The sequence below is a fragment of the Rhizobium sp. BR 362 genome (assembly GCF_036528765.1).
In the GTDB taxonomy this organism is placed as follows: domain Bacteria; phylum Pseudomonadota; class Alphaproteobacteria; order Rhizobiales; family Rhizobiaceae; genus Rhizobium.
The window spans coordinates 273,647-290,389 of record NZ_JARWGH010000003.1 but is presented as its reverse complement, the minus strand read 5'-3'; the positions used below and the strand labels follow the sequence as shown (position 1 = coordinate 290,389).

Here is a 16,743-nt window from a genome sequence, read left to right as displayed (position 1 = left end):
ATCACCGAAAAAGCCTCATGCTCTCTTCCATCTCGTCACGCATCCAGGTCTTGAAGGCGGTTACCTTCTTGGCTTCGCGCACGCCCTCGGCCGTAATGAAATAATGGCCGAAACCGGTTTTGGCGCGGATGCCAAACGGATCGACGAGGCATTTCTGTTGCAGCGCATAGGCGGCCAGCGTCTGCCAGGCAAGCATCACGCCCTGGCCCGCCATGGCCGCATCGAGGCAAAGCGAGGCATCGTTGAAAATATGCCGCTCTTCCATGCATTTGCCGGAGAGGCCGGCCTTGCTCAGCCAGACCTCCCACGTAAACATAGCCCTGCCGTCGATGACGGCGGGAACTTGCAGGAGATCGGCCGGCTCCTTCAATCGGCTGGCGATCTGCGGCGTCACCACCGGAAAGACCTCCTGCTTCAGCAATAGCTCAGAATGGACATCAGCCCATTGGCCGTCGCCGACGCGAATGCCGATATCGACATCCGACGTCGCAGGATTGATGAGCTGCATGGTCGCATCGATGCGCAGCCTGATATCGGGATGGCGCTTGGCGAAGCGATCGAGCCGATGCACCAGCCAGCGGGCCGCGAGGACCGGCGCAACCGAAATGGTAAGAATATTGTCATCGCGATGCTGTGCGGCGGTCACCGCCGCAGACAGGGCCTGAAAGCCCTCGCCGAGGCGTGCCAAGACCGAGATGCCCGCCTCCGTCACCAGCATGCCCTTCGGCGTCCGCTCGAAAACCGGCCGACCCAACTGCGCCTCGGCCTTGATCACCTGCTGGCTGACGGCGCCGATGGTCACCCCGAGCTCATCGGCAGCCGCCTGCAACGACCCGAGCCGCCCCACGGCTTCCAGTGCCCGAAGTCCATTCAGATGAACGCTGTTGAGATTCTTCATATAGAATATCTATATCAGCGTACCGGCATTCTCAATTGAAAAGCTGCGCGGTACGCGCGATCATTGCGGCATAAAACCACAACCGCCACCATCCCGTCGACTGATGCGCCACAGATGCATCGTCGCGGAAGAACGAGGAGGCATGTCATGTCGATACTGAAGATTTTCTTCAATCATCTGCTGCACGATAACGGCGAGCCTGAGGATGACCCGTTGCAGCATCCGGTCCTCGCGGCCATGTCGCTGAAGGAGTTGGCCGACCTGCCACTGATGCCGGAGAATTTGGGTCGGAAGGCGCAAGAGCAAGACCGAAGATTGAAAGAATGCGCGTAACGAAAGAACAAGCCATTTCACGGCGCTGAACCACCCCGACAGCTCTTCGGCTATCTCCTCCGCTCATGTATGATTTTGGATGACATAGCATCGGAACGGGATAGCGCAGCATGGTTATAAGCATGGATATCGACGCGATCTCCGAACGTCTGCAACGCATTGCGGCGGAAGCGCGCCTGCCCGAGGTCGAGGTCAGCACTCATTATGGTACGCCAGCGCTGAAGGTTGGCGGCAAGGCTTTCGTTTCGGTCAAGAATACCGAGACGATCGTGCTGGCGCTACCGATCGACCGCAAGGAGCAGCTCATCGAGACGGCGCCGGAGATCTATTTCCAGTCGGATCACTATGTCGGCTGGCCGTCGCTGCCAACGCGCATCGCCGCTGTCGGCGACGAAGAACTGCAACTGCGGCTGATCGAAGCCTGGCGGTTTCGGGCGCCTAAAAAATTGCGGGCGGCTTTCGACGCCGGTTGATCAAATCCGCTCGGCGGCGAGCGCCCTTTGCACGGCAGGGCGCTCCAGCATGCGCGCGTGGTGGGCGCTGACCTTCTCAAAGCGGGTACGATCGACGCTGTCGCCCGGCAACCAGCTTGCCAGCGTAAAGAGATAGCCGTCGGCAACGGTATATTGCTCGCCCATCACCCACGGCCCTTCCAGCATCTTCTCCTCGATCAGCGCGAAACACTCGCCCATATTCTGGGGCACCTTGGCCTTCATCGCTTCGATTGCCGCCGTATCGTCGGTCCAGCGATAGCCGCGCCCTTTATGGGCGTGATTCACATGCACGGTCGAGGCGAGATAGCTGTTGAAGGCCTGCATGCGGGCAAAATCAAAGGGGTCGTCGAGCGGCGCCAGCCGAGCCGCCGGAGCAATCTGGGCAACATAGGCGAGGATCGCCACGTTTTCCGTGATAACGCCCTGGTCGGTCACCAGCGCCGGAACACGTCCCTTGGGATTGATCGCCAGGTAGTCCGGCGAACGCTGCTCTCCGTTGGCAAAGTTGAGGCGCCGGGCCTCGTAGGCAAGGCCCGACTCTTCAAGCGCTATCAGACTGGCGAGTGCACAACTGCCCGGTGCGAAATACAAATTCAGCATATCCGTTTCCTCCGCTCGATTTCGTCAGACGTTAACGGCGGTAGAGGGAATACGGAAGTGGCTGGGATCGATATTGGCTATGAAAGCTTTTGATGGATGCCGTCTGCGCATCGACCTTCACGCGCAGCCTGGAACGTCCTCCAGTCGGTACCAGACGGGAATGCCACGTTCATTGGCGATGCGGACGTCGTTGTCGGCTCCCTTGGACTCGCCCGGAAGCCTCAGAACGCCTTCGCACAATTGCAGCAACCGGCCTGCAGTCGGGTGGAATATCTCGTCATAGAGATCGTCGCCGATGCTCTTGCCGCCGGCGGCGCGCCAGACCGGCAAGGCGACCCATTCGCCGATCATCGGCAGATGCCCTGCCTTGAACAAGGCATAGGATGGCTCTTCCAGCCGCTTGAGATTTTCTGCCATCTTCCGGGGATCGTCTTCCGTTCCCGAACGATACGGCCCAGCAATCAAGATCAACATGTCACATCTCCTCTTCCCCGCATCATGCAGGGATTTGCACGAATATGCGTTAAATTTCTTGATTGTCGACTCATTTTTGATAGTTTCACGATATTTCATGAATTACCGTGCGGAAATAGACATGCTTACAGGGCAACGAAAGACTCTCATCCTCGATATTCTCCGACGCGACGGCCAGGTAATCGCCAAGAGGATCGCGGATGATTTCGGCCTATCCGAAGACACGATCCGCAGGGACTTGAGGGAAATGGCGGCGGAACGGCTGCTGAAGCGCGTGCATGGCGGCGCGCTGCCGCTCGCGCCGGAGCTGCCGGATTTCTCAACGCGACGGGGTGTATCGCCGGATGTGAAGCGGCAGCTTGGCGCCTTTGCGGCGAAGATGGTTAAACCCGGACGAACGGTGTTTCTCGATGGCGGAACGACGACGGCGGAAATCGCCCGCCATCTTCCCAGGAATTTTGCCTTCACCGTCGTCACGCATAGTCCGACGATTGCGGGCGAGCTGGAACATCATCCGACAGCCGATGTGATCCTGATCGGCGGCAAGCTCTACAAACACTCGATGGTGGCGACGGGTGCTGCGGCAATGGCGGCGATCTCGCTGGTGCGGCCGGACATCTTCTTTCTCGGCGTCACCGCCATTCACCCCGTTCACGGCCTTTCGACCGGCGATTTCGAGGAGGCTGCCATCAAGCGGCATATCGCGCAATGTTCGGCGGAAACCTATGTGACGGTAACCCAGGAAAAGCTGGATGCCGCCTCTCCCTGCCACATCCTGCCCGTCACGGCAGTGTCGGGCATGATCGTGCCCTCAGATATTACTGAGGCGAGCTTGGCGCCGTATCGCAGCGCACAGGTCCCGATCTTCACAGTCAGCGACTGACGCAAGCTGCCGCGATGAGGCGCGTTGGAGGTATTCTATGCCGTCAGCGCTGCCGCCGCTCTGATATCGCCGACATGAATGCCGTTCCAGTTGCTCATCGCCTTGTTGGCCATCTGCGTCAGACCGGCATGGACGTCGCTGCCCTTTTCAAAGAAGCGGGCGAGCGCGGCGGCAATCATCGTTTCGGCGGCGCGAGCGCTGCCATCATCGCATTTGACCGCAATCGCGATGCCCTGTTCCGGAATTGCAGCGCAGAAGACGCCCTCGGCACCCGTCTTGGCAAAGATGCGGCCGGGGGCGACCTGCATCAGCTTGGTGCAGGCGCGACCGGTGCCGGCAACGTAGAAGGGTTCGGCCATGCAGGCTTCAAAGAGACGGCGCGAGGCCTTGGCGCGCAGCGGCTCCAGGCCGGTGCCGGTCGCCATCTTGGCGAAGCCGTGCGCCAGTTTTCTGAGCGGCACAGCGTAATTCGGGATGGAGCAGCCATCGGTGCCGCAATTGTCATGCCCAAGCGGCGCTCCGGTGAGGCTTTGCATCGTCGCGCGGATCTGCCGCTGCACGGGGTGGTCGTAGCCGACATAGCCCTTGGGATCGATATCCTGATGGCAGCAGGCGCAAACGAAGCCGGAGTGTTTGCCGGAGCAGTTGTTATGCAGCGCCGTCGGCTTTGCGACGGTGCGCGCCTGGTGGATGGTCGTTTTCTGCTCGAAAGACCAATGCGCGCCGCATTCCAGCGCGCTGACATCCCGGCCGGCGCGGGCGAGCATGGAGGCCACCAGCGCCACATGCGCGTCTTCACCGCTATGCGAGGAACAGGCCAGCGCCAATTCCATATTGCCGAAGCCATAGGCATCTGCCGCCCCGCTTTCGACCAGCGGCAAGGCCTGCATCGCCTTGCAGGCCGAACGCGAAAACACTCCACTCTCGATGTCGCCGAGCGACAGCACCAACTTCCCATCGCCATCGACCACGGCGACCGAACCGCGATGCCGGCTCTCAACGAGATTTCCACGGGTGACTTCGACGCAGACGGGATTGGACATGATGGGAAGCGCTCTTTGATTTGCGAGATACGCTACTGATAGCCGGTGAGCGGGGGATTGCCAATTGTATAGGGAGTGAAACGGGTGCTCGAATAACAGAGGTAACGCAAGCGGCGGCATTGCAAAGGTTCTGTGTATTATAATTGACACCTGCAGAATGTGTATTATAGTACACAAATGATCGAAATCCGTCAGACTGCGGAATTTGCTGAGTGGCTTGGCAAATTGAAAGATATCAACGCGGTTGCTCGTATTCAGGTGAGGATTCGTCGCCTATCGCTCGGAAATCCCGGTGACGTGAAGCCTGTTGGCGAAGGTATTAGCGAACTTCGCATCGACTATGGACCAGGATATCGGCTCTATTATCATAAACGCGGCCAGACACTCGTTCTGCTCTTATGCGGCGGCGACAAGAGCACTCAGACCGCCGATATTGCAAAGGCTAAAGCACTCGCGAAGGAGGCTTGATCATGGCACTCGAAACCAAACCCTGGGATCCGACGGAACATCTGGACAGCCCTGAAGCTATTGCAGCCTATGTCGAAGCTGCATTCGAAGACGGCGATCCATCGCTGATTGCCGCAGTTATCGGCGATGTCGCCCGCGCTCGCGGAATGACGCAACTCGCCAAGGAAGCAGGTGTCAGCCGTGAGACGATCTACAAGGCTTTCAGTGAAGGCGGCAATCCGACGCTGGAAACGCTGTCGGGCGTCATTCGGGCACTTGGTTTGAAATTGACGGTGCGGGCTGCATAGCCGCTTCGCTTCAGACTGCTCGGATCCGATAGGCGCAGCGGCGCGCCCCGACGAGGATGTGCTCTTCTCGCTCCACGTTTGCCCCGAGTGTCGCACGAAATGCCTCGAGTTCCGACCGGCAGAAACCGGCGCATACCGTGGCCGCGGCGCAGATAGGACAATGGTTTTCCACCAACACAAGCGAACCATCCTCATCTTGCCAATGATCCGCCATATAACCCTCGCGCGTGCGGATGGCGGCAAGCGCCGCGACGCGTGACGGCAGGTCGGCGGTGACGTCGATCTCGCTGCGGTAGCGCTTCAGCGTCTCCGTTTCACGGGCGGAAATGACGGCATCGACGGCGCCCTGCCCTAACCGCTCTGCCATGGTCGCCAGAAGCGTTGCGGTCAGGTCGGCATGGCCATCGGGAAACCGGCGGTTGCCGGCCGCCGTCAGGTGCCAGAACTGTCGCGGCCGGCCCCTGCCCGATGCGGCTTCCGTCACCGGCTCGACCAAGCCCTCCTCTCCCATCTTCGTTAGTTGTTGGCGCGCCGCTTCCGACGATATGCCAAGCGCACTGCCGATCGTCGATGCGAGCTGCGGTCCATCGGTTTTCAGCAGGATCAGAATGCGATTGACCGGCGACTGCCGCATTTTCCAAGTTTTCCCTTGTTTTAATTTCAGGGCGATGTAATTTCCAATTTATAGCTTGGAAAAATATTATTCGCCAGGGAAAATGCCGAGGATCATCCGATGTCGAGCATCCAAAATGCAGATATGTCCCGCCCCACTTCCATCTTTACACTCTTCTCGCCCCAGCTTCTGCCGGCAACCTTGATGCTCGGCGGAGGCGTCGTTCTCTATGCCGTCGAATCCTACATCACCGCGACGATCGCGCCTTCCGTCGTTCGCGATATCGGCGGTCTTGAGCTGTTTTCCTGGATGACGACGCTTTTCGTCGCGGCGGGCGTTCTCGGCTCGATCTCGGTTGCGACACGGCCAAGAGGCATAGGTCTACGCACGGTCTACATCGCGGCCGCATTAATATTTGGCGCGGGAAACCTGATCTGTGCCATGGCGCCGACGATAGAGGTCGTACTTGCCGGACGCGCGGTACAGGGTTTCGGCGCGGGCATGCTGGGCGCTCTTGGCTATGCTTTCATCCGTTTCGTCTATCCGGAGCCCCTTTGGCGGAAAGCGTCGACACTTTATGCCGCCATATGGGGCGTCGCGACCGTGCTCGGCCCAACTTTGGGCGGGCTATTTTCGCAAGGCAGTGCCTGGCGCCAGGCCTTCGTCATTCTCGTGCCGCTGGCGGGTTTTATGGCTCTCTCGGCACCGTGGCTGCTGCCGCGCGTCGAGGATGATCGGGCGCAACAGAAGACGCCATTCCTTCAGATTGCACTCCTGATTGGAGCGGTCTTATTGGTAAGTCTTGCCGGAGCCATCGGGAATATGCCGGGCAAGATCATACTCGTCGCAATTTCAATAGCTTCCGTTTCCGCCATGCTGACGATCGAACGCAAAAGCGCGAACCGGCTTCTGCCGCAAGGTTCGGTCATGCTCAGCAGGCCGATATCCCGGCTCTATCTGACGATGTTCACCATGATGATGGTGCTGACGAGCGACATCTATATTCCCTATTTCCTGCAAAGCCTGCACGGCGTAGCACCCTTGGTTTCGGGCTATCTCGTCGCGTTGGTGGCACTGGGCTGGACTTTCGCGGCCTTTCTCAGTGCACCGTTTTCCGGAAAGCGTGCGGGCGCCGCAATCATCGTCGGCTGTCTACTTGAAGCCGCGGCCACCGCATCGCTTATCCCATTTCTGGCGAGAGACAATCCGCCGGGCGATCTGTTCCTGCTCGGTCCGGCTGTTGTCGCCATGTTCCTGATGGGTTTCGGCGTCGGCCTCGGCTGGGCGCATCTCGTGACCAAGGTCATCGGCCTTGTCGCGACAGCCGAACAGGACAAGGCGTCGGCTGCCATTTCGACAGTGCAGTCGCTGGGTGGCGCCTTCGGCTCTTCGCTTGCCGGCGTCATCGTCAACGGCGCCGGCCTTGCGGATCCCGGCGGCACCGCCGGCAGCCTGTCGGCGGCCACATGGCTCTATGCGTTGATGGCCCTGCCCGGCCTTGTCGCTATAGCGATGTCGCTGACCTTCAAGCGAGCTTCAGCATGATCTTGCCGATGTGATTGCTGGTCTCCATCAGCTTATGCGCCTCGACGACGTCTTCGAAGGCAAATGTCCGGTAAATGACGGGAGCGACAGTGCCTTCGTCGAGCAACGGCCAGACCTGGGAAAGAAGATCGTCGCGGATGGCGCGTTTTTCTTCTGCCGTACGCGGGCGCATGGTTGATCCCGTCACCGTCAGGCGCTTGACCATGATCGGCTGCAGATTGGCCTTTTCAGCCACCGCACCGCCCAGGAAGGCGATGATCGACAAGCAGCCGTCCTTGGCGAGCGAGGCGAGATTCTTTTCGAAATAGGCGGCGCCGATCATGTCGAGGACGGCATCGACCCCATGGCCGGTTTCCGCCTTGATCACCTCGGCAAAATCTTCCTCCTTGTAGTTGATCGCCCGCTTGGCGCCGAGCCTCTCGCAGGCTTCGCACTTCTCCTTCGAGCCGGCGGTCGCATAGACGGTGGCGCCGAAAGCGTGCGCGAGCTGGATCGCGGTCGTGCCGATGCCGCTGGAGCCGCCATGGAGCAGGACGCTTTCGCCTTCGGTGAGGCCGGCCATCTGGAAGAGATTGGCCCAGACAGTGAAGAACGTCTCGGGCAGCGCGGCCGCGCGAACGGCGTCGTAGCCATTCGGAAATCGCAAGGCCTGGCCAGCGGGGAGAACACAATATTCGGCATAAGCGCCGCCATTGGCGAGGCCGCAAACCTTGTTGCCAATGGCAAATTCCGTAACGCCGCGCGCGACATCGACAACTTCGCCGGCGATTTCCAGGCCAAGTATCGGGCTTGCGTCCTTTGGCGGCGGGTAAATGCCTTGGCGCTGAGCTACATCCGGCCGGTTGACGCCGGCCGCTTCGACGCGAACGAGGATTTCGCCATCCTTGAGCACCGGCAGAGGTCTGCGGGCGATCGTCATCACCTCGGGAGCGCCGAAGGACGGCAAATCCACAAAACGCATTTCAGACGGCAAGGGCATGGGTCACTCTCCTCTCCCAGCAAAGCAGTGGAGATAGTTTAGCGCATGCCGCTTGAAAAGAAGCCCACATGGGAGGGCGTCAATTCGTCTCGCCCAGGCTCAGGAATGCAACGCCGGTTTCGTCTTCCTTCGCCCTTGTTTTGATGCCGGCGATCGAGGTGCTCACGCGGTTGATATTGTCGATGACCAGACCTTCAGGCAGCTCGAGAATGCCGATGGAGCAGCGCATCAGCGGGAACAGCGCCTCCGCGCCGCTGCGGTCGTGCCCGCGGATGCGGCCGGCGGCGCGATCTTCCGCCGAATAGAATTCGCGCACATCGGCGTGGAAATCGGCAAGCAGCCGATCCAGGACCTCGCGCAATTCGCCAACGTTCCAGCCAGTCACGCCGATGAAGAAATCATCGCCGCCAACATGACCAAGGAATTGGCGCTCGGCGAAAAAGTAACGTCGCATCAGCGCCGCGAACAGCGAAATGGCATGGTCGCCGAGATGGAAGCCGTAGGCATCGTTGAAGGGCTTGAAATTATCGAAGTCGCAATAGCAGAAGTGCCTGATCTCATCGCCGTCGCGACCGGCATTCTGCATGAAATCATGAATGGCGCGATTGCCCGGCAGGCCGGTCAGAGGATTCTGATCCTGCGCAATTTTGAGCTGCTTCTCGTTGATGACCTTGATCAGCGAAGCAGCCGAGACAATGCCGGCATAATGCGTGCCCTCGGTGACGATCAGGCAATCGCTGCTTTCCATATTGGCGAAGATCGTCATCAGCGTATCGGCATCGGAATCCAGGCCGACGATCGGCGCCATCTCGACGAAATGGGAAATCGAACGCTCATAGACCTTGTTCTTCAACAGGTCCCGGCCGAAGGGCTGGTAGATATATTCCTTGAGCCGATATTCGTGGATGATGCCGCGCGGTTCGCCATTGGTGTTGACGACCGGAAAATAGGCTCGCCTCGGATTGCGGCGGAAGAGTTCGAAAACGCTGTCGATGCTGTCATTCTCGCGGATGGTCGGCAACACTTCGATCTGCTTGCGGATGAGAATTTCGTCGAGCGATTGGCTGTTGCGCGCCATTTTGCCAAGATCCTGCAGATGCGGAAAGGCTGGCTTCAGCTCGTTGATCAGGGTTGTGGGACGGGCAATGAACCAGCCCTGCACGAGATCGACACCGAATTCGCGGCAGATCAGGAACTCCGCCTCGGTCTCGATGCCTTCGGCAATGACACGCGTGCCCAGAACGTGGGCGATATGAACGAGGTTTCTGAGAATGTGGCGCTTGCGGGCGTTGCGATCGATATTGGCGACAAAATGCCGGTCGACCTTGAGATAGTCGACGGGATAGTCCGACAAGAGCTTCATTTCGCCATGACCGACACCGAAATCATCGATCGCCAGCTTGAAGCCGGCACCGCGCATTTTGGCGACCAGATCGCAAAATTCCGGCACGCTGGTATTGTCGAAGCGCTCGGAAAACTCGAAGCAGACGGAGGATGGCGCGATACCGGCCTTCTTCATGTGTTGCAGCAAGCCATCGACCAGCATTTCGCCCTGCGGGATCAGCCGCACGTCGAGATTGAGGAAGAGGGTTGCGGTTCTGGCATTGGCAAGGGTCGAAAATTTCGCCAGCGCCCGGCTTGTGACCATCTGCTCCAGGCCGAGCAGTTGGCCGGTGCGCTCGGCCTCGTCGAGGATTTGAATCGGGCTGTCGAAGCCGATGCGCTCCTGCCCGCGCATCAAGGATTCATAACCGAAAACCGTGCCGGTGCCCGTCTCGACGATCGGCTGGAACGCATTTTCGACAACGAGTTTAGCAAGCGTGACGATCTGATCGCTAGCATACCGGCGCAAGACGCCCGGCTCGATGGCGGCAGTCTGGGACATGCCCATCTCCACTTAAGAATTTCGATCTAAGTTTTTGAGTAAACTTTGGATTTGGAGCGTTTTGGGGCCAAGATGCGTCACAAGCGTCAACGAAACCTTTCCCCTATGTGAAAGTTTCGTGAATGGTAAAAGAGCCTTAACCTTGACGAGCCGACTCGATGCAAGAGGTGGCGGCTCAGAGTTTCATAAAGAATTCCATATTCGCCGCTTAGTTATGCCGGCGTTTTTCCGCCTCGTAGTCAGCAAACATATCGGCAACGCAGCGACTGCTCTTCGCCACGCTCTCAGGATCATTGGCTGCGCGGGGCACATCGCAGATCTCACCGCGCTTGCGCGCGGCATCCCACATGCGCAGAGCCTCGCGCACCACCTCGCTGCTCGAAGCATACGTTCCAGTGTCGACGGCCGTGCGGATGCCAGCAGCCTGAAGCGGTGAGATGGATACCGTTACCATCGGCATGATATTTCTCCCTTTTTAGTTCTTAAGAAAACTGTTTGCCGGAGATATATTCAAATGCATGTTCGCTGGAGTTTCGGAAGATGCGTCTCGATAAATACGCAGGCTTCAGATAGCGGCGCCTGCCGTTACGTCAGTTACCGCCACTCCGTCCTCGACGGAAGTCTTCAAAGAATAACGCCGCTCACCCTTCTTGTCAAAAAGTAGTAGTTCGTTACCCCTCCTTTACGCACCGCTACTGCCTAAGAGCGAGGCCAAAGGCCATCAGCGTCCAACCTTGGAAAATCAGGTCGATTGCCAGGAAGAGGCCGAGAACCCAGAGACTGTTGACCGGCCAGCCGACAGCGATCGCTATGCCGGCAAGTGCCGTCACCACGCCGCCGATCACGATCCATATCCAACCCCGCTCCGGCTTCACCTTGCGTCCGACCCAGACACGAAATGTGCCGGCTATGAGCAATGCGACGGCAAGAAACAGCGTCAGTGCCGCGGAGGCGAGCAACGGATTGGCGAAAGCAAGAATGCCGGCGAGCGTATAGAGCAGACCGCTCAGCACCCAGAACAGAATATGCTCCCATCCGCGGACCTGGAAGGCATGCACCAGGTGAATGACGCCGCCGATCAGCATCAGCATGCCGATGTAATAGACCGATACTACTGTGGCGATGAAGAGATTGCCGAATGCGATCCCGCCGCAAATGAGCAGGAACACACCGAGCGCAACGAACCAACCCCATTTGTCCCGCATGGCGGATGGCGGAACTTCATCCAGAACATTGACCATGACTGTACCTCCTCGTTCCCAGGAGCATGATACAGGATGTATCTCGGAAAGCGGCAGGAGATTCTGACTGCGATCAACTCGGCCTCTTTTTTTGTTGATTGATCAGTCAATCAAAAATACAATGTGGCAAGCTCGTGGGGTGATTTATGCCGAAAATCGGAATGGAGCCGGTGCGCCGCAAGGCGCTTGTGGATGCGGCGATGCGCGTGATCGGCGATCACGGCTCGTTGACCGTCACCATGTCCGAGATCGCCAAACAGGCAGGCGTATCTCCTGCCCTTGCCCACCACTACTTCGGCAGTAAAGAACAGTTGCTGATCGAGACCGTCAGGAGTCACCTACAGCGGCTCCGCGACAGCGTGGTGACGGAGCTTGGCGCGGCAAAGACACCGCGTGAAAAACTCTCCGCCATCATCCGCGTCAGTTTCCAGGCCGATCAATTCGCGCCGGAGACGATTGCCGCCTGGCTCGCCTTCTATGCCGAGGCGCAGCGTTCCGAGGAGACGCGCCGCTTCCTCGTCATCTATGCGAGACGGCTGCGCTCCAATCTGCTTGCGAACCTCAAGGCGCTGTGCCCGGGCGAAGACGCAGAACGCGTCGCCGAAGGCGCTGCCGCGATGATCGACGGTCTCTACATCCGTCAAAGTCTGAGATCGGCGCCGATCAGCATCGAAGCTTCGATCGCGCTTACTGAAGATTACATCAACGCCCTGCTTGCGCCGCTTTCTCAAAAGGCCGCCCCTTCAAAAGGACAGATAAAATGACCCTCAAAGCCCAGCCGAAAGCCTCGCATTTCATCGATGGGGAATATGTCGAGGATACCGACGGCACCGCCATCGAAAGCATCTATCCTGCGACGGGTGAAGTCGTCGCCCGGCTGCATGCCGCAACGCCCGCAATCGTCGAAAAAGCGATCGCCAGCGCCAAACGCGCGCAGCCGGAATGGGCAGCGATGAGCCCGACGGCGCGCGGCCGTATCCTGAAGCGCGCCGCCGAGATCATGCGCGAGCGCAACCGCGAGCTTTCCGAACTGGAAACGCTGGACACCGGCAAGCCGATCCAGGAGACGATTGTCGCCGACCCGACCTCCGGCGCGGACAGTTTCGAATTCTTCGGCGGCATCGCGGCAGCCGGGCTCAACGGCTCCTATATCCCGCTCGGCGGCGATTTCGCCTATACCAAGCGCGTCCCGCTCGGCGTCTGCGTCGGCATAGGCGCCTGGAACTATCCGCAGCAGATCGCCTGCTGGAAGGGCGCGCCGGCGCTGGTGGCCGGCAATGCCATGGTCTTCAAGCCCTCCGAAAACACGCCGCTCGGAGCGCTGAAGATTGCCGAGATCCTGATCGAGGCCGGCCTGCCGAAGGGGCTCTATAATGTCATTCAGGGCGATCGTGAAACCGGCCCGCTGCTCATCAATCATCCCGACGTTGCCAAGGTGTCGCTCACCGGCTCGGTGCCGACCGGCCGTAAGGTCGCTGCATCCGCCGCCGGAAGCCTGAAGCACGTCACCATGGAACTCGGCGGCAAGTCGCCCCTGATCGTTTTCGACGATGCCGATCTCGACAGCGCCATCGGCGGTGCCATGCTCGGCAATTTCTATTCGACCGGCCAGGTCTGCTCGAACGGCACGCGCGTCTTCGTCAACAGGAAGATCAAGTCCGAATTCCTGAAGCGCCTGAAGGCACGCACCGAGGCGATGGTGATCGGCGATCCCATGGATGAGGCGACGCAGGTCGGCCCGATGGTGTCCTGGGCACAGCGCGAGAAGGTGCTGTCCTATATCGAGAAGGGCAAGGCAGAAGGCGCCACGCTGGTGGCTGGCGGCGGCATTCCCAATAATGTTGCCGGCGAAGGCTATTACGTTCAGCCGACCGTTTTTGCTGATGTCACCGACGATATGACGATCGCCCGTGAAGAGATTTTCGGACCGGTCATGTGCGTGCTGGATTTCGACGACGAGGCAGAGGTGATCGCTCGCGCCAATGCCACCGAATTCGGCCTGTCCGGCGGCGTCTTCACCGCCCATCTCACCCGCGCGCACCGCGTCGCCGACCAGCTCGAGGCCGGCACGCTCTGGATCAACACCTATAATCTCTGCCCGGTCGAAATCCCCTTCGGCGGCTCCAAGCAATCGGGCTTCGGCCGCGAAAATTCGCTGGCCGCGCTGGAGCATTATTCCGAGCTGAAGACGGTCTATGTCGGCATGGGGCCGGTGCAGGCGCCTTATTAAGGCAAAGTCGGGGCTCGCCCTCGCCCTTCGAGGCCGCCTGTGGCGGCACCTCAGGGTGAGGTCGAGAGAAACTTCGCCGTAAGAACAAGCGACGACCCGCCTCATCCTGAGGTGCCCGCCAAAGGCGGGCCTCGAAGGATCGAGGCGGCCACGTGGAGATAAACATGCAAGCAGATTTCGTCATCATCGGCTCAGGTTCCGCCGGCTCCGCCATGGCCTATCGGCTGTCGGAGGATGGCAAGCATTCGGTGATCGTGCTGGAATTCGGGGGCAGCGATGTCGGCCCCTTCATCCAGATGCCGGCGGCGCTTGCATGGCCGATGAGCATGAAACGCTATAATTGGGGCTATCTATCCGAGCCGGAGCCGCAGCTCAATAACAGACGGATCACCGCGCCGCGCGGCAAGGTCATCGGCGGCTCGTCCTCGATCAACGGCATGGTCTATGTCCGTGGCCATGCGGAGGATTTCAACCGCTGGGAAGAGCTCGGTGCGCAAGGCTGGGCCTATGCCGATGTGCTCCCCTATTTCAAGCGGATGGAGCATTCGCATGGCGGCGAAGAGGGCTGGCGCGGCACCGACGGCCCCTTGCATGTCCGGCGCGGCGATGCCCGCAATCCGCTGTTCCATGCCTTTATCGAAGCGGGCAAGCAGGCGGGCTTCGAGGCAACCGAAGATTATAATGGCGGCAAGCAGGAAGGCTTCGGCCTGATGGAGCAGACGACGTGGGCTGGCCGGCGCTGGTCTGCGGCGACGGCCTACCTGAAGCCGGCGCTGAAACGGCCGAATGTCCAACTGGTTCGTTGCCTTGCCCGCAAGGTGGTGATCGAAAACGGCCGCGCGACAGGCGTCGAAATCGAGCGCGGCGGCAAGATCGAGATCGTCAAGGCAAACCGCGAAGTCATCGTCTCCGCCTCCTCCTTCAACTCGCCGAAGCTGCTGATGCTCTCCGGTATCGGCCCTGGGAAACATCTGCAGGAGATGGGGATCGAGGTGAAGGTGGATCGGCGGGGCGTCGGCGCCAATCTGCAGGACCACATGGAATTCTATTTCCAGCAGACCAGCCTTAAGCCGGTGTCGCTCTATTCCTGGCTGCCCTGGTACATGCAGGGCATTGCCGGGGCGCAGTGGATGTTCTTCAAATCTGGCCTCGGAACGTCCAACCAGTTCGAAGCCTGCGCCTTCGTGCGATCGGCTCCAGGGATCAAACAGCCCGATATTCAATATCATTTCCTACCGGTCGCCATCAGCTATGACGGCAAGGCGGCAGCAAAGAGCCATGGATTCCAGGCGCATGTCGGCTATAACCTGTCGAAATCACGCGGGGCGGTGACGCTGCGTTCCTCCGACCCCAACACCGATCCCGTCATCCGCTTCAACTACATGAGCCATCCGGAGGATTGGGAAAAATTCCGCCACTGCGTGCGGCTGACGCGCGAAATCTTCGGGCAAGAGGCTTTCAACGAATATCGCGGTCCGGAAATCCAGCCAGGTCCAGAGGTCCAGACCGACGATCAGATCGACGCTTTCCTGCGCGAGCACTTGGAAAGTGCCTATCACCCCTGCGGCACCTGCAAGATGGGCTCGAAGGACGATCCGATGGCCGTGGTCGATTCCGACACCCGCGTCATCGGCGTCGACGGCCTTCGCGTTGCTGACAGCTCGATCTTCCCGCACGTCACCTACGGCAATCTCAATGGTCCTTCGATCATGACCGGCGAAAAAGCTGCCGACCATATTCTTGGCAAGCCAAGGCTGGCCCGATCGAACCAGGAACCCTGGATCAATCCGCGATGGGCGGTGAGCGATCGGTAAGGCAGCTATTTCAGGCGCAAACGGGCTAGCGGCGGGTCAGTCTCTACAGGAAGCCAATCCACCGGCCCGCCACCAGAGCTCCGATCCAGATAAAAAATGAAATTGCTGCGGACAATTTCACCCGAAAGGAGGCGACGCCGTGCGAAACGGCCCGCCGCCATTCCGGGCTTGCGTGAAGAAGCAGCGCGTTGACTACGCCGAAAGCCAAGAGGCCGATCTTGCATAGGAAAGCTGGATTTCCGGCATATTCGACAGGTCGCACCGTAAAGAGGCAAAGGCCGGTCATAATTGCAGCCACAACACCGACGCTGGCAGCGCGGGAAAGGAACGGCCCCAGCACTGTCAGTGGAAACGAGCGGAAGAGCCCGAGAATACGCAGGTCGAGCGGCAAGATCGCGCCGATGAGGGACGCGATTGCCAGAATATGTGCCGCGTTGACGGCCATGTAGAGCAACGCCGACCGCTTCAGGTGATGGGCAAGGGCCAAGCCCCCGATCCATTCCAGGATCTCCATGGCGATCCGGTCAGTTGGTTTCGATTCGCTCGGGATAGATATCGTACTTCTTGTTACCGATCGTGAGGCGCACCGCCTTCATGCGTTTCTCGTTCGGATCGAGCGAGCGGTTGCCGAGGGCGACAACCCGATCACCAGCCTTCGCCGAGCCCTCGACGAAGCCAGCGCGTTGCGTCTGGCGCGGATTGCCGAGCTCGACGCGCCAAAGCCCGTCATCAGCGGTTGCAACGTCGAGAGACGGATGCGGCGGCGCCATCGAAATCTTCTGGATCGTTCCCGTCAGCTCGGACGTCTTCTCTTCCGCCCAGGACCAGCCATGATGAGCGGCAGCACTGCCTGCGATCAGAATCGTAAGGCCGGCCACGACCAGAATCGTCTTGGATGATGAAGTAAACATGCCGATTCCCCCTTTTCCTACCCAGATGCGGGAAAATGGCGCAGT

General features: G+C 59.6%; 20 protein-coding genes. 9 read left to right on the top strand and 11 right to left on the bottom strand.

Annotated features, from left to right (window positions below):
- Window position 1 precedes the first annotated feature (1 nt).
- Window positions 2-898: a LysR substrate-binding domain-containing protein gene (locus QDY28_RS05865; protein ID WP_331380740.1), complete on the bottom strand. Its 897-nt coding sequence runs from the start codon at window positions 896-898 to the stop codon at window positions 2-4.
- Window positions 899-1,045: 147 nt separating this feature from the next.
- On the opposite strand from QDY28_RS05865, the gene QDY28_RS05860 reads away from it, so the two are divergent.
- On the top strand, window positions 1,046-1,231 hold the full coding sequence (locus QDY28_RS05860) for a hypothetical protein (protein ID WP_331380739.1): 186 nt from the start codon (window positions 1,046-1,048) through the stop codon (window positions 1,229-1,231).
- A gap of 110 nt (window positions 1,232-1,341) precedes the next feature.
- Window positions 1,342-1,704 carry an MmcQ/YjbR family DNA-binding protein gene (locus QDY28_RS05855; protein WP_442967487.1) on the top strand — a complete coding sequence of 121 codons (363 nt, stop codon included), beginning with the start codon at window positions 1,342-1,344 and terminating at the stop codon, window positions 1,702-1,704.
- On the opposite strand, the gene QDY28_RS05850 is transcribed toward QDY28_RS05855, so the two are convergent.
- Window positions 1,705-2,325, bottom strand: a complete 621-nt coding sequence (locus QDY28_RS05850; protein ID WP_331380738.1) for a glutathione S-transferase family protein — start codon at window positions 2,323-2,325, stop codon at window positions 1,705-1,707.
- 117 nt (window positions 2,326-2,442) lie between these two features.
- Entirely contained in the window at window positions 2,443-2,799 is a 357-nt protein-coding gene (locus QDY28_RS05845) for a DUF4406 domain-containing protein (protein ID WP_331380737.1), read from the bottom strand.
- A gap of 121 nt (window positions 2,800-2,920) precedes the next feature.
- Here QDY28_RS05845 and QDY28_RS05840 point away from each other — a divergent pair, with 121 nt between their 5' ends.
- The gene (locus tag QDY28_RS05840; RefSeq protein ID WP_331380736.1) at window positions 2,921-3,682 is read left to right on the top strand and encodes a DeoR/GlpR family DNA-binding transcription regulator; all 762 of its coding nucleotides are present in this window, start codon (window positions 2,921-2,923) and stop codon (window positions 3,680-3,682) included.
- A 35-nt stretch (window positions 3,683-3,717) separates the two neighbouring features.
- On the opposite strand, the gene QDY28_RS05835 is transcribed toward QDY28_RS05840, so the two are convergent.
- Window positions 3,718-4,725, bottom strand: coding sequence for an asparaginase (locus QDY28_RS05835; RefSeq protein WP_331380735.1), 1,008 nt, complete (start codon window positions 4,723-4,725; stop codon window positions 3,718-3,720).
- A 177-nt stretch (window positions 4,726-4,902) separates the two neighbouring features.
- On the opposite strand from QDY28_RS05835, the gene QDY28_RS05830 reads away from it, so the two are divergent.
- Window positions 4,903-5,193 carry a type II toxin-antitoxin system RelE/ParE family toxin gene (locus QDY28_RS05830; RefSeq protein ID WP_331380734.1) on the top strand — a complete coding sequence of 97 codons (291 nt, stop codon included), beginning with the start codon at window positions 4,903-4,905 and terminating at the stop codon, window positions 5,191-5,193.
- Window positions 5,194-5,195: 2 nt separating this feature from the next.
- Window positions 5,196-5,480 carry an addiction module antidote protein gene (locus QDY28_RS05825; protein ID WP_331380733.1) on the top strand — a complete coding sequence of 95 codons (285 nt, stop codon included), beginning with the start codon at window positions 5,196-5,198 and terminating at the stop codon, window positions 5,478-5,480.
- Window positions 5,481-5,490: 10 nt separating this feature from the next.
- Here QDY28_RS05825 and QDY28_RS05820 read toward each other — a convergent pair whose 3' ends face one another.
- On the bottom strand, window positions 5,491-6,114 hold the full coding sequence (locus QDY28_RS05820; protein WP_331380732.1) for a helix-turn-helix transcriptional regulator: 624 nt from the start codon (window positions 6,112-6,114) through the stop codon (window positions 5,491-5,493).
- Window positions 6,115-6,213: 99 nt separating this feature from the next.
- On the opposite strand from QDY28_RS05820, the gene QDY28_RS05815 reads away from it, so the two are divergent.
- The gene (locus tag QDY28_RS05815) at window positions 6,214-7,638 is read left to right on the top strand and encodes an MFS transporter (RefSeq protein ID WP_331380731.1); all 1,425 of its coding nucleotides are present in this window, start codon (window positions 6,214-6,216) and stop codon (window positions 7,636-7,638) included.
- Here the strand turns inward: QDY28_RS05815 and QDY28_RS05810 are convergent.
- The 4 genes from QDY28_RS05810 to QDY28_RS05795 form a co-directional block, all read right to left on the bottom strand.
- Entirely contained in the window at window positions 7,619-8,617 is a 999-nt protein-coding gene (locus QDY28_RS05810; protein ID WP_331380730.1) for an NAD(P)H-quinone oxidoreductase, read from the bottom strand. The genes QDY28_RS05815 and QDY28_RS05810 overlap by 20 nt on opposite strands.
- A 79-nt stretch (window positions 8,618-8,696) precedes the next feature.
- Window positions 8,697-10,502 (bottom strand): GGDEF domain-containing protein, encoded by a 1,806-nt coding sequence (locus tag QDY28_RS05805; RefSeq protein WP_331380729.1) that lies wholly within the window; start codon window positions 10,500-10,502, stop codon window positions 8,697-8,699.
- Window positions 10,503-10,710: 208 nt separating this feature from the next.
- On the bottom strand, window positions 10,711-10,962 hold the full coding sequence (locus QDY28_RS05800; RefSeq protein WP_331380728.1) for a ribbon-helix-helix domain-containing protein: 252 nt from the start codon (window positions 10,960-10,962) through the stop codon (window positions 10,711-10,713).
- Between the two features lie 232 nt (window positions 10,963-11,194).
- On the bottom strand, window positions 11,195-11,743 hold the full coding sequence (locus QDY28_RS05795) for an HdeD family acid-resistance protein (protein WP_331380727.1): 549 nt from the start codon (window positions 11,741-11,743) through the stop codon (window positions 11,195-11,197).
- Between the two features lie 146 nt (window positions 11,744-11,889).
- Here QDY28_RS05795 and betI point away from each other — a divergent pair, with 146 nt between their 5' ends.
- The 3 genes from betI (at window position 11,890) to betA (ending at window position 15,787) form a co-directional block, all read left to right on the top strand.
- On the top strand, window positions 11,890-12,507 hold the full coding sequence (betI, locus tag QDY28_RS05790; RefSeq protein ID WP_331380726.1) for a transcriptional regulator BetI: 618 nt from the start codon (window positions 11,890-11,892) through the stop codon (window positions 12,505-12,507).
- Entirely contained in the window at window positions 12,504-13,973 is a 1,470-nt protein-coding gene (betB, locus tag QDY28_RS05785) for a betaine-aldehyde dehydrogenase (protein WP_331380725.1), read from the top strand. The genes betI and betB overlap by 4 nt, the downstream gene beginning before the upstream one ends.
- A 164-nt stretch (window positions 13,974-14,137) precedes the next feature.
- Window positions 14,138-15,787 carry a choline dehydrogenase gene (gene betA / locus QDY28_RS05780; RefSeq protein ID WP_331380724.1) on the top strand — a complete coding sequence of 550 codons (1,650 nt, stop codon included), beginning with the start codon at window positions 14,138-14,140 and terminating at the stop codon, window positions 15,785-15,787.
- Window positions 15,788-15,830: 43 nt separating this feature from the next.
- On the opposite strand, the gene QDY28_RS05775 is transcribed toward betA, so the two are convergent.
- The gene (locus QDY28_RS05775; RefSeq protein WP_331380723.1) at window positions 15,831-16,301 is read right to left on the bottom strand and encodes a DUF6644 family protein; all 471 of its coding nucleotides are present in this window, start codon (window positions 16,299-16,301) and stop codon (window positions 15,831-15,833) included.
- A 10-nt stretch (window positions 16,302-16,311) separates the two neighbouring features.
- Window positions 16,312-16,698, bottom strand: coding sequence for a DUF6152 family protein (locus tag QDY28_RS05770; protein ID WP_331380722.1), 387 nt, complete (start codon window positions 16,696-16,698; stop codon window positions 16,312-16,314).
- Window positions 16,699-16,743: the final 45 nt, after the last annotated feature.

Bases quoted from the DNA above. Each gene is read 5' to 3' on its own strand.
- betA (WP_331380724.1), top strand. From the start codon at position 14,138: ATGCAAGCAGATTTCGTCATCATCGGCTCAGGTTCCGCCGGCTCCGCC.
- betB (WP_331380725.1), top strand. From the start codon at position 12,504: ATGACCCTCAAAGCCCAGCCGAAAGCCTCGCATTTCATCGATGGGGAA.
- betI (WP_331380726.1), top strand. From the start codon at position 11,890: ATGCCGAAAATCGGAATGGAGCCGGTGCGCCGCAAGGCGCTTGTGGAT.
- QDY28_RS05840 (WP_331380736.1), top strand. From the start codon at position 2,921: ATGCTTACAGGGCAACGAAAGACTCTCATCCTCGATATTCTCCGACGC.
- QDY28_RS05845 (WP_331380737.1), bottom strand. From the start codon at position 2,799: ATGTTGATCTTGATTGCTGGGCCGTATCGTTCGGGAACGGAAGACGAT.
- QDY28_RS05860 (WP_331380739.1), top strand. From the start codon at position 1,046: ATGTCGATACTGAAGATTTTCTTCAATCATCTGCTGCACGATAACGGC.
- QDY28_RS05815 (WP_331380731.1), top strand. From the start codon at position 6,214: ATGTCGAGCATCCAAAATGCAGATATGTCCCGCCCCACTTCCATCTTT.
- QDY28_RS05825 (WP_331380733.1), top strand. From the start codon at position 5,196: ATGGCACTCGAAACCAAACCCTGGGATCCGACGGAACATCTGGACAGC.
- QDY28_RS05770 (WP_331380722.1), bottom strand. From the start codon at position 16,698: ATGTTTACTTCATCATCCAAGACGATTCTGGTCGTGGCCGGCCTTACG.
- QDY28_RS05830 (WP_331380734.1), top strand. From the start codon at position 4,903: ATGATCGAAATCCGTCAGACTGCGGAATTTGCTGAGTGGCTTGGCAAA.
- QDY28_RS05775 (WP_331380723.1), bottom strand. From the start codon at position 16,301: ATGGAGATCCTGGAATGGATCGGGGGCTTGGCCCTTGCCCATCACCTG.
- QDY28_RS05855 (WP_442967487.1), top strand. From the start codon at position 1,342: ATGGTTATAAGCATGGATATCGACGCGATCTCCGAACGTCTGCAACGC.
- QDY28_RS05800 (WP_331380728.1), bottom strand. From the start codon at position 10,962: ATGCCGATGGTAACGGTATCCATCTCACCGCTTCAGGCTGCTGGCATC.
- QDY28_RS05820 (WP_331380732.1), bottom strand. From the start codon at position 6,114: ATGCGGCAGTCGCCGGTCAATCGCATTCTGATCCTGCTGAAAACCGAT.
- QDY28_RS05805 (WP_331380729.1), bottom strand. From the start codon at position 10,502: ATGTCCCAGACTGCCGCCATCGAGCCGGGCGTCTTGCGCCGGTATGCT.
- QDY28_RS05795 (WP_331380727.1), bottom strand. From the start codon at position 11,743: ATGGTCAATGTTCTGGATGAAGTTCCGCCATCCGCCATGCGGGACAAA.
- QDY28_RS05865 (WP_331380740.1), bottom strand. From the start codon at position 898: ATGAAGAATCTCAACAGCGTTCATCTGAATGGACTTCGGGCACTGGAA.
- QDY28_RS05810 (WP_331380730.1), bottom strand. From the start codon at position 8,617: ATGCCCTTGCCGTCTGAAATGCGTTTTGTGGATTTGCCGTCCTTCGGC.
- QDY28_RS05835 (WP_331380735.1), bottom strand. From the start codon at position 4,725: ATGTCCAATCCCGTCTGCGTCGAAGTCACCCGTGGAAATCTCGTTGAG.
- QDY28_RS05850 (WP_331380738.1), bottom strand. From the start codon at position 2,325: ATGCTGAATTTGTATTTCGCACCGGGCAGTTGTGCACTCGCCAGTCTG.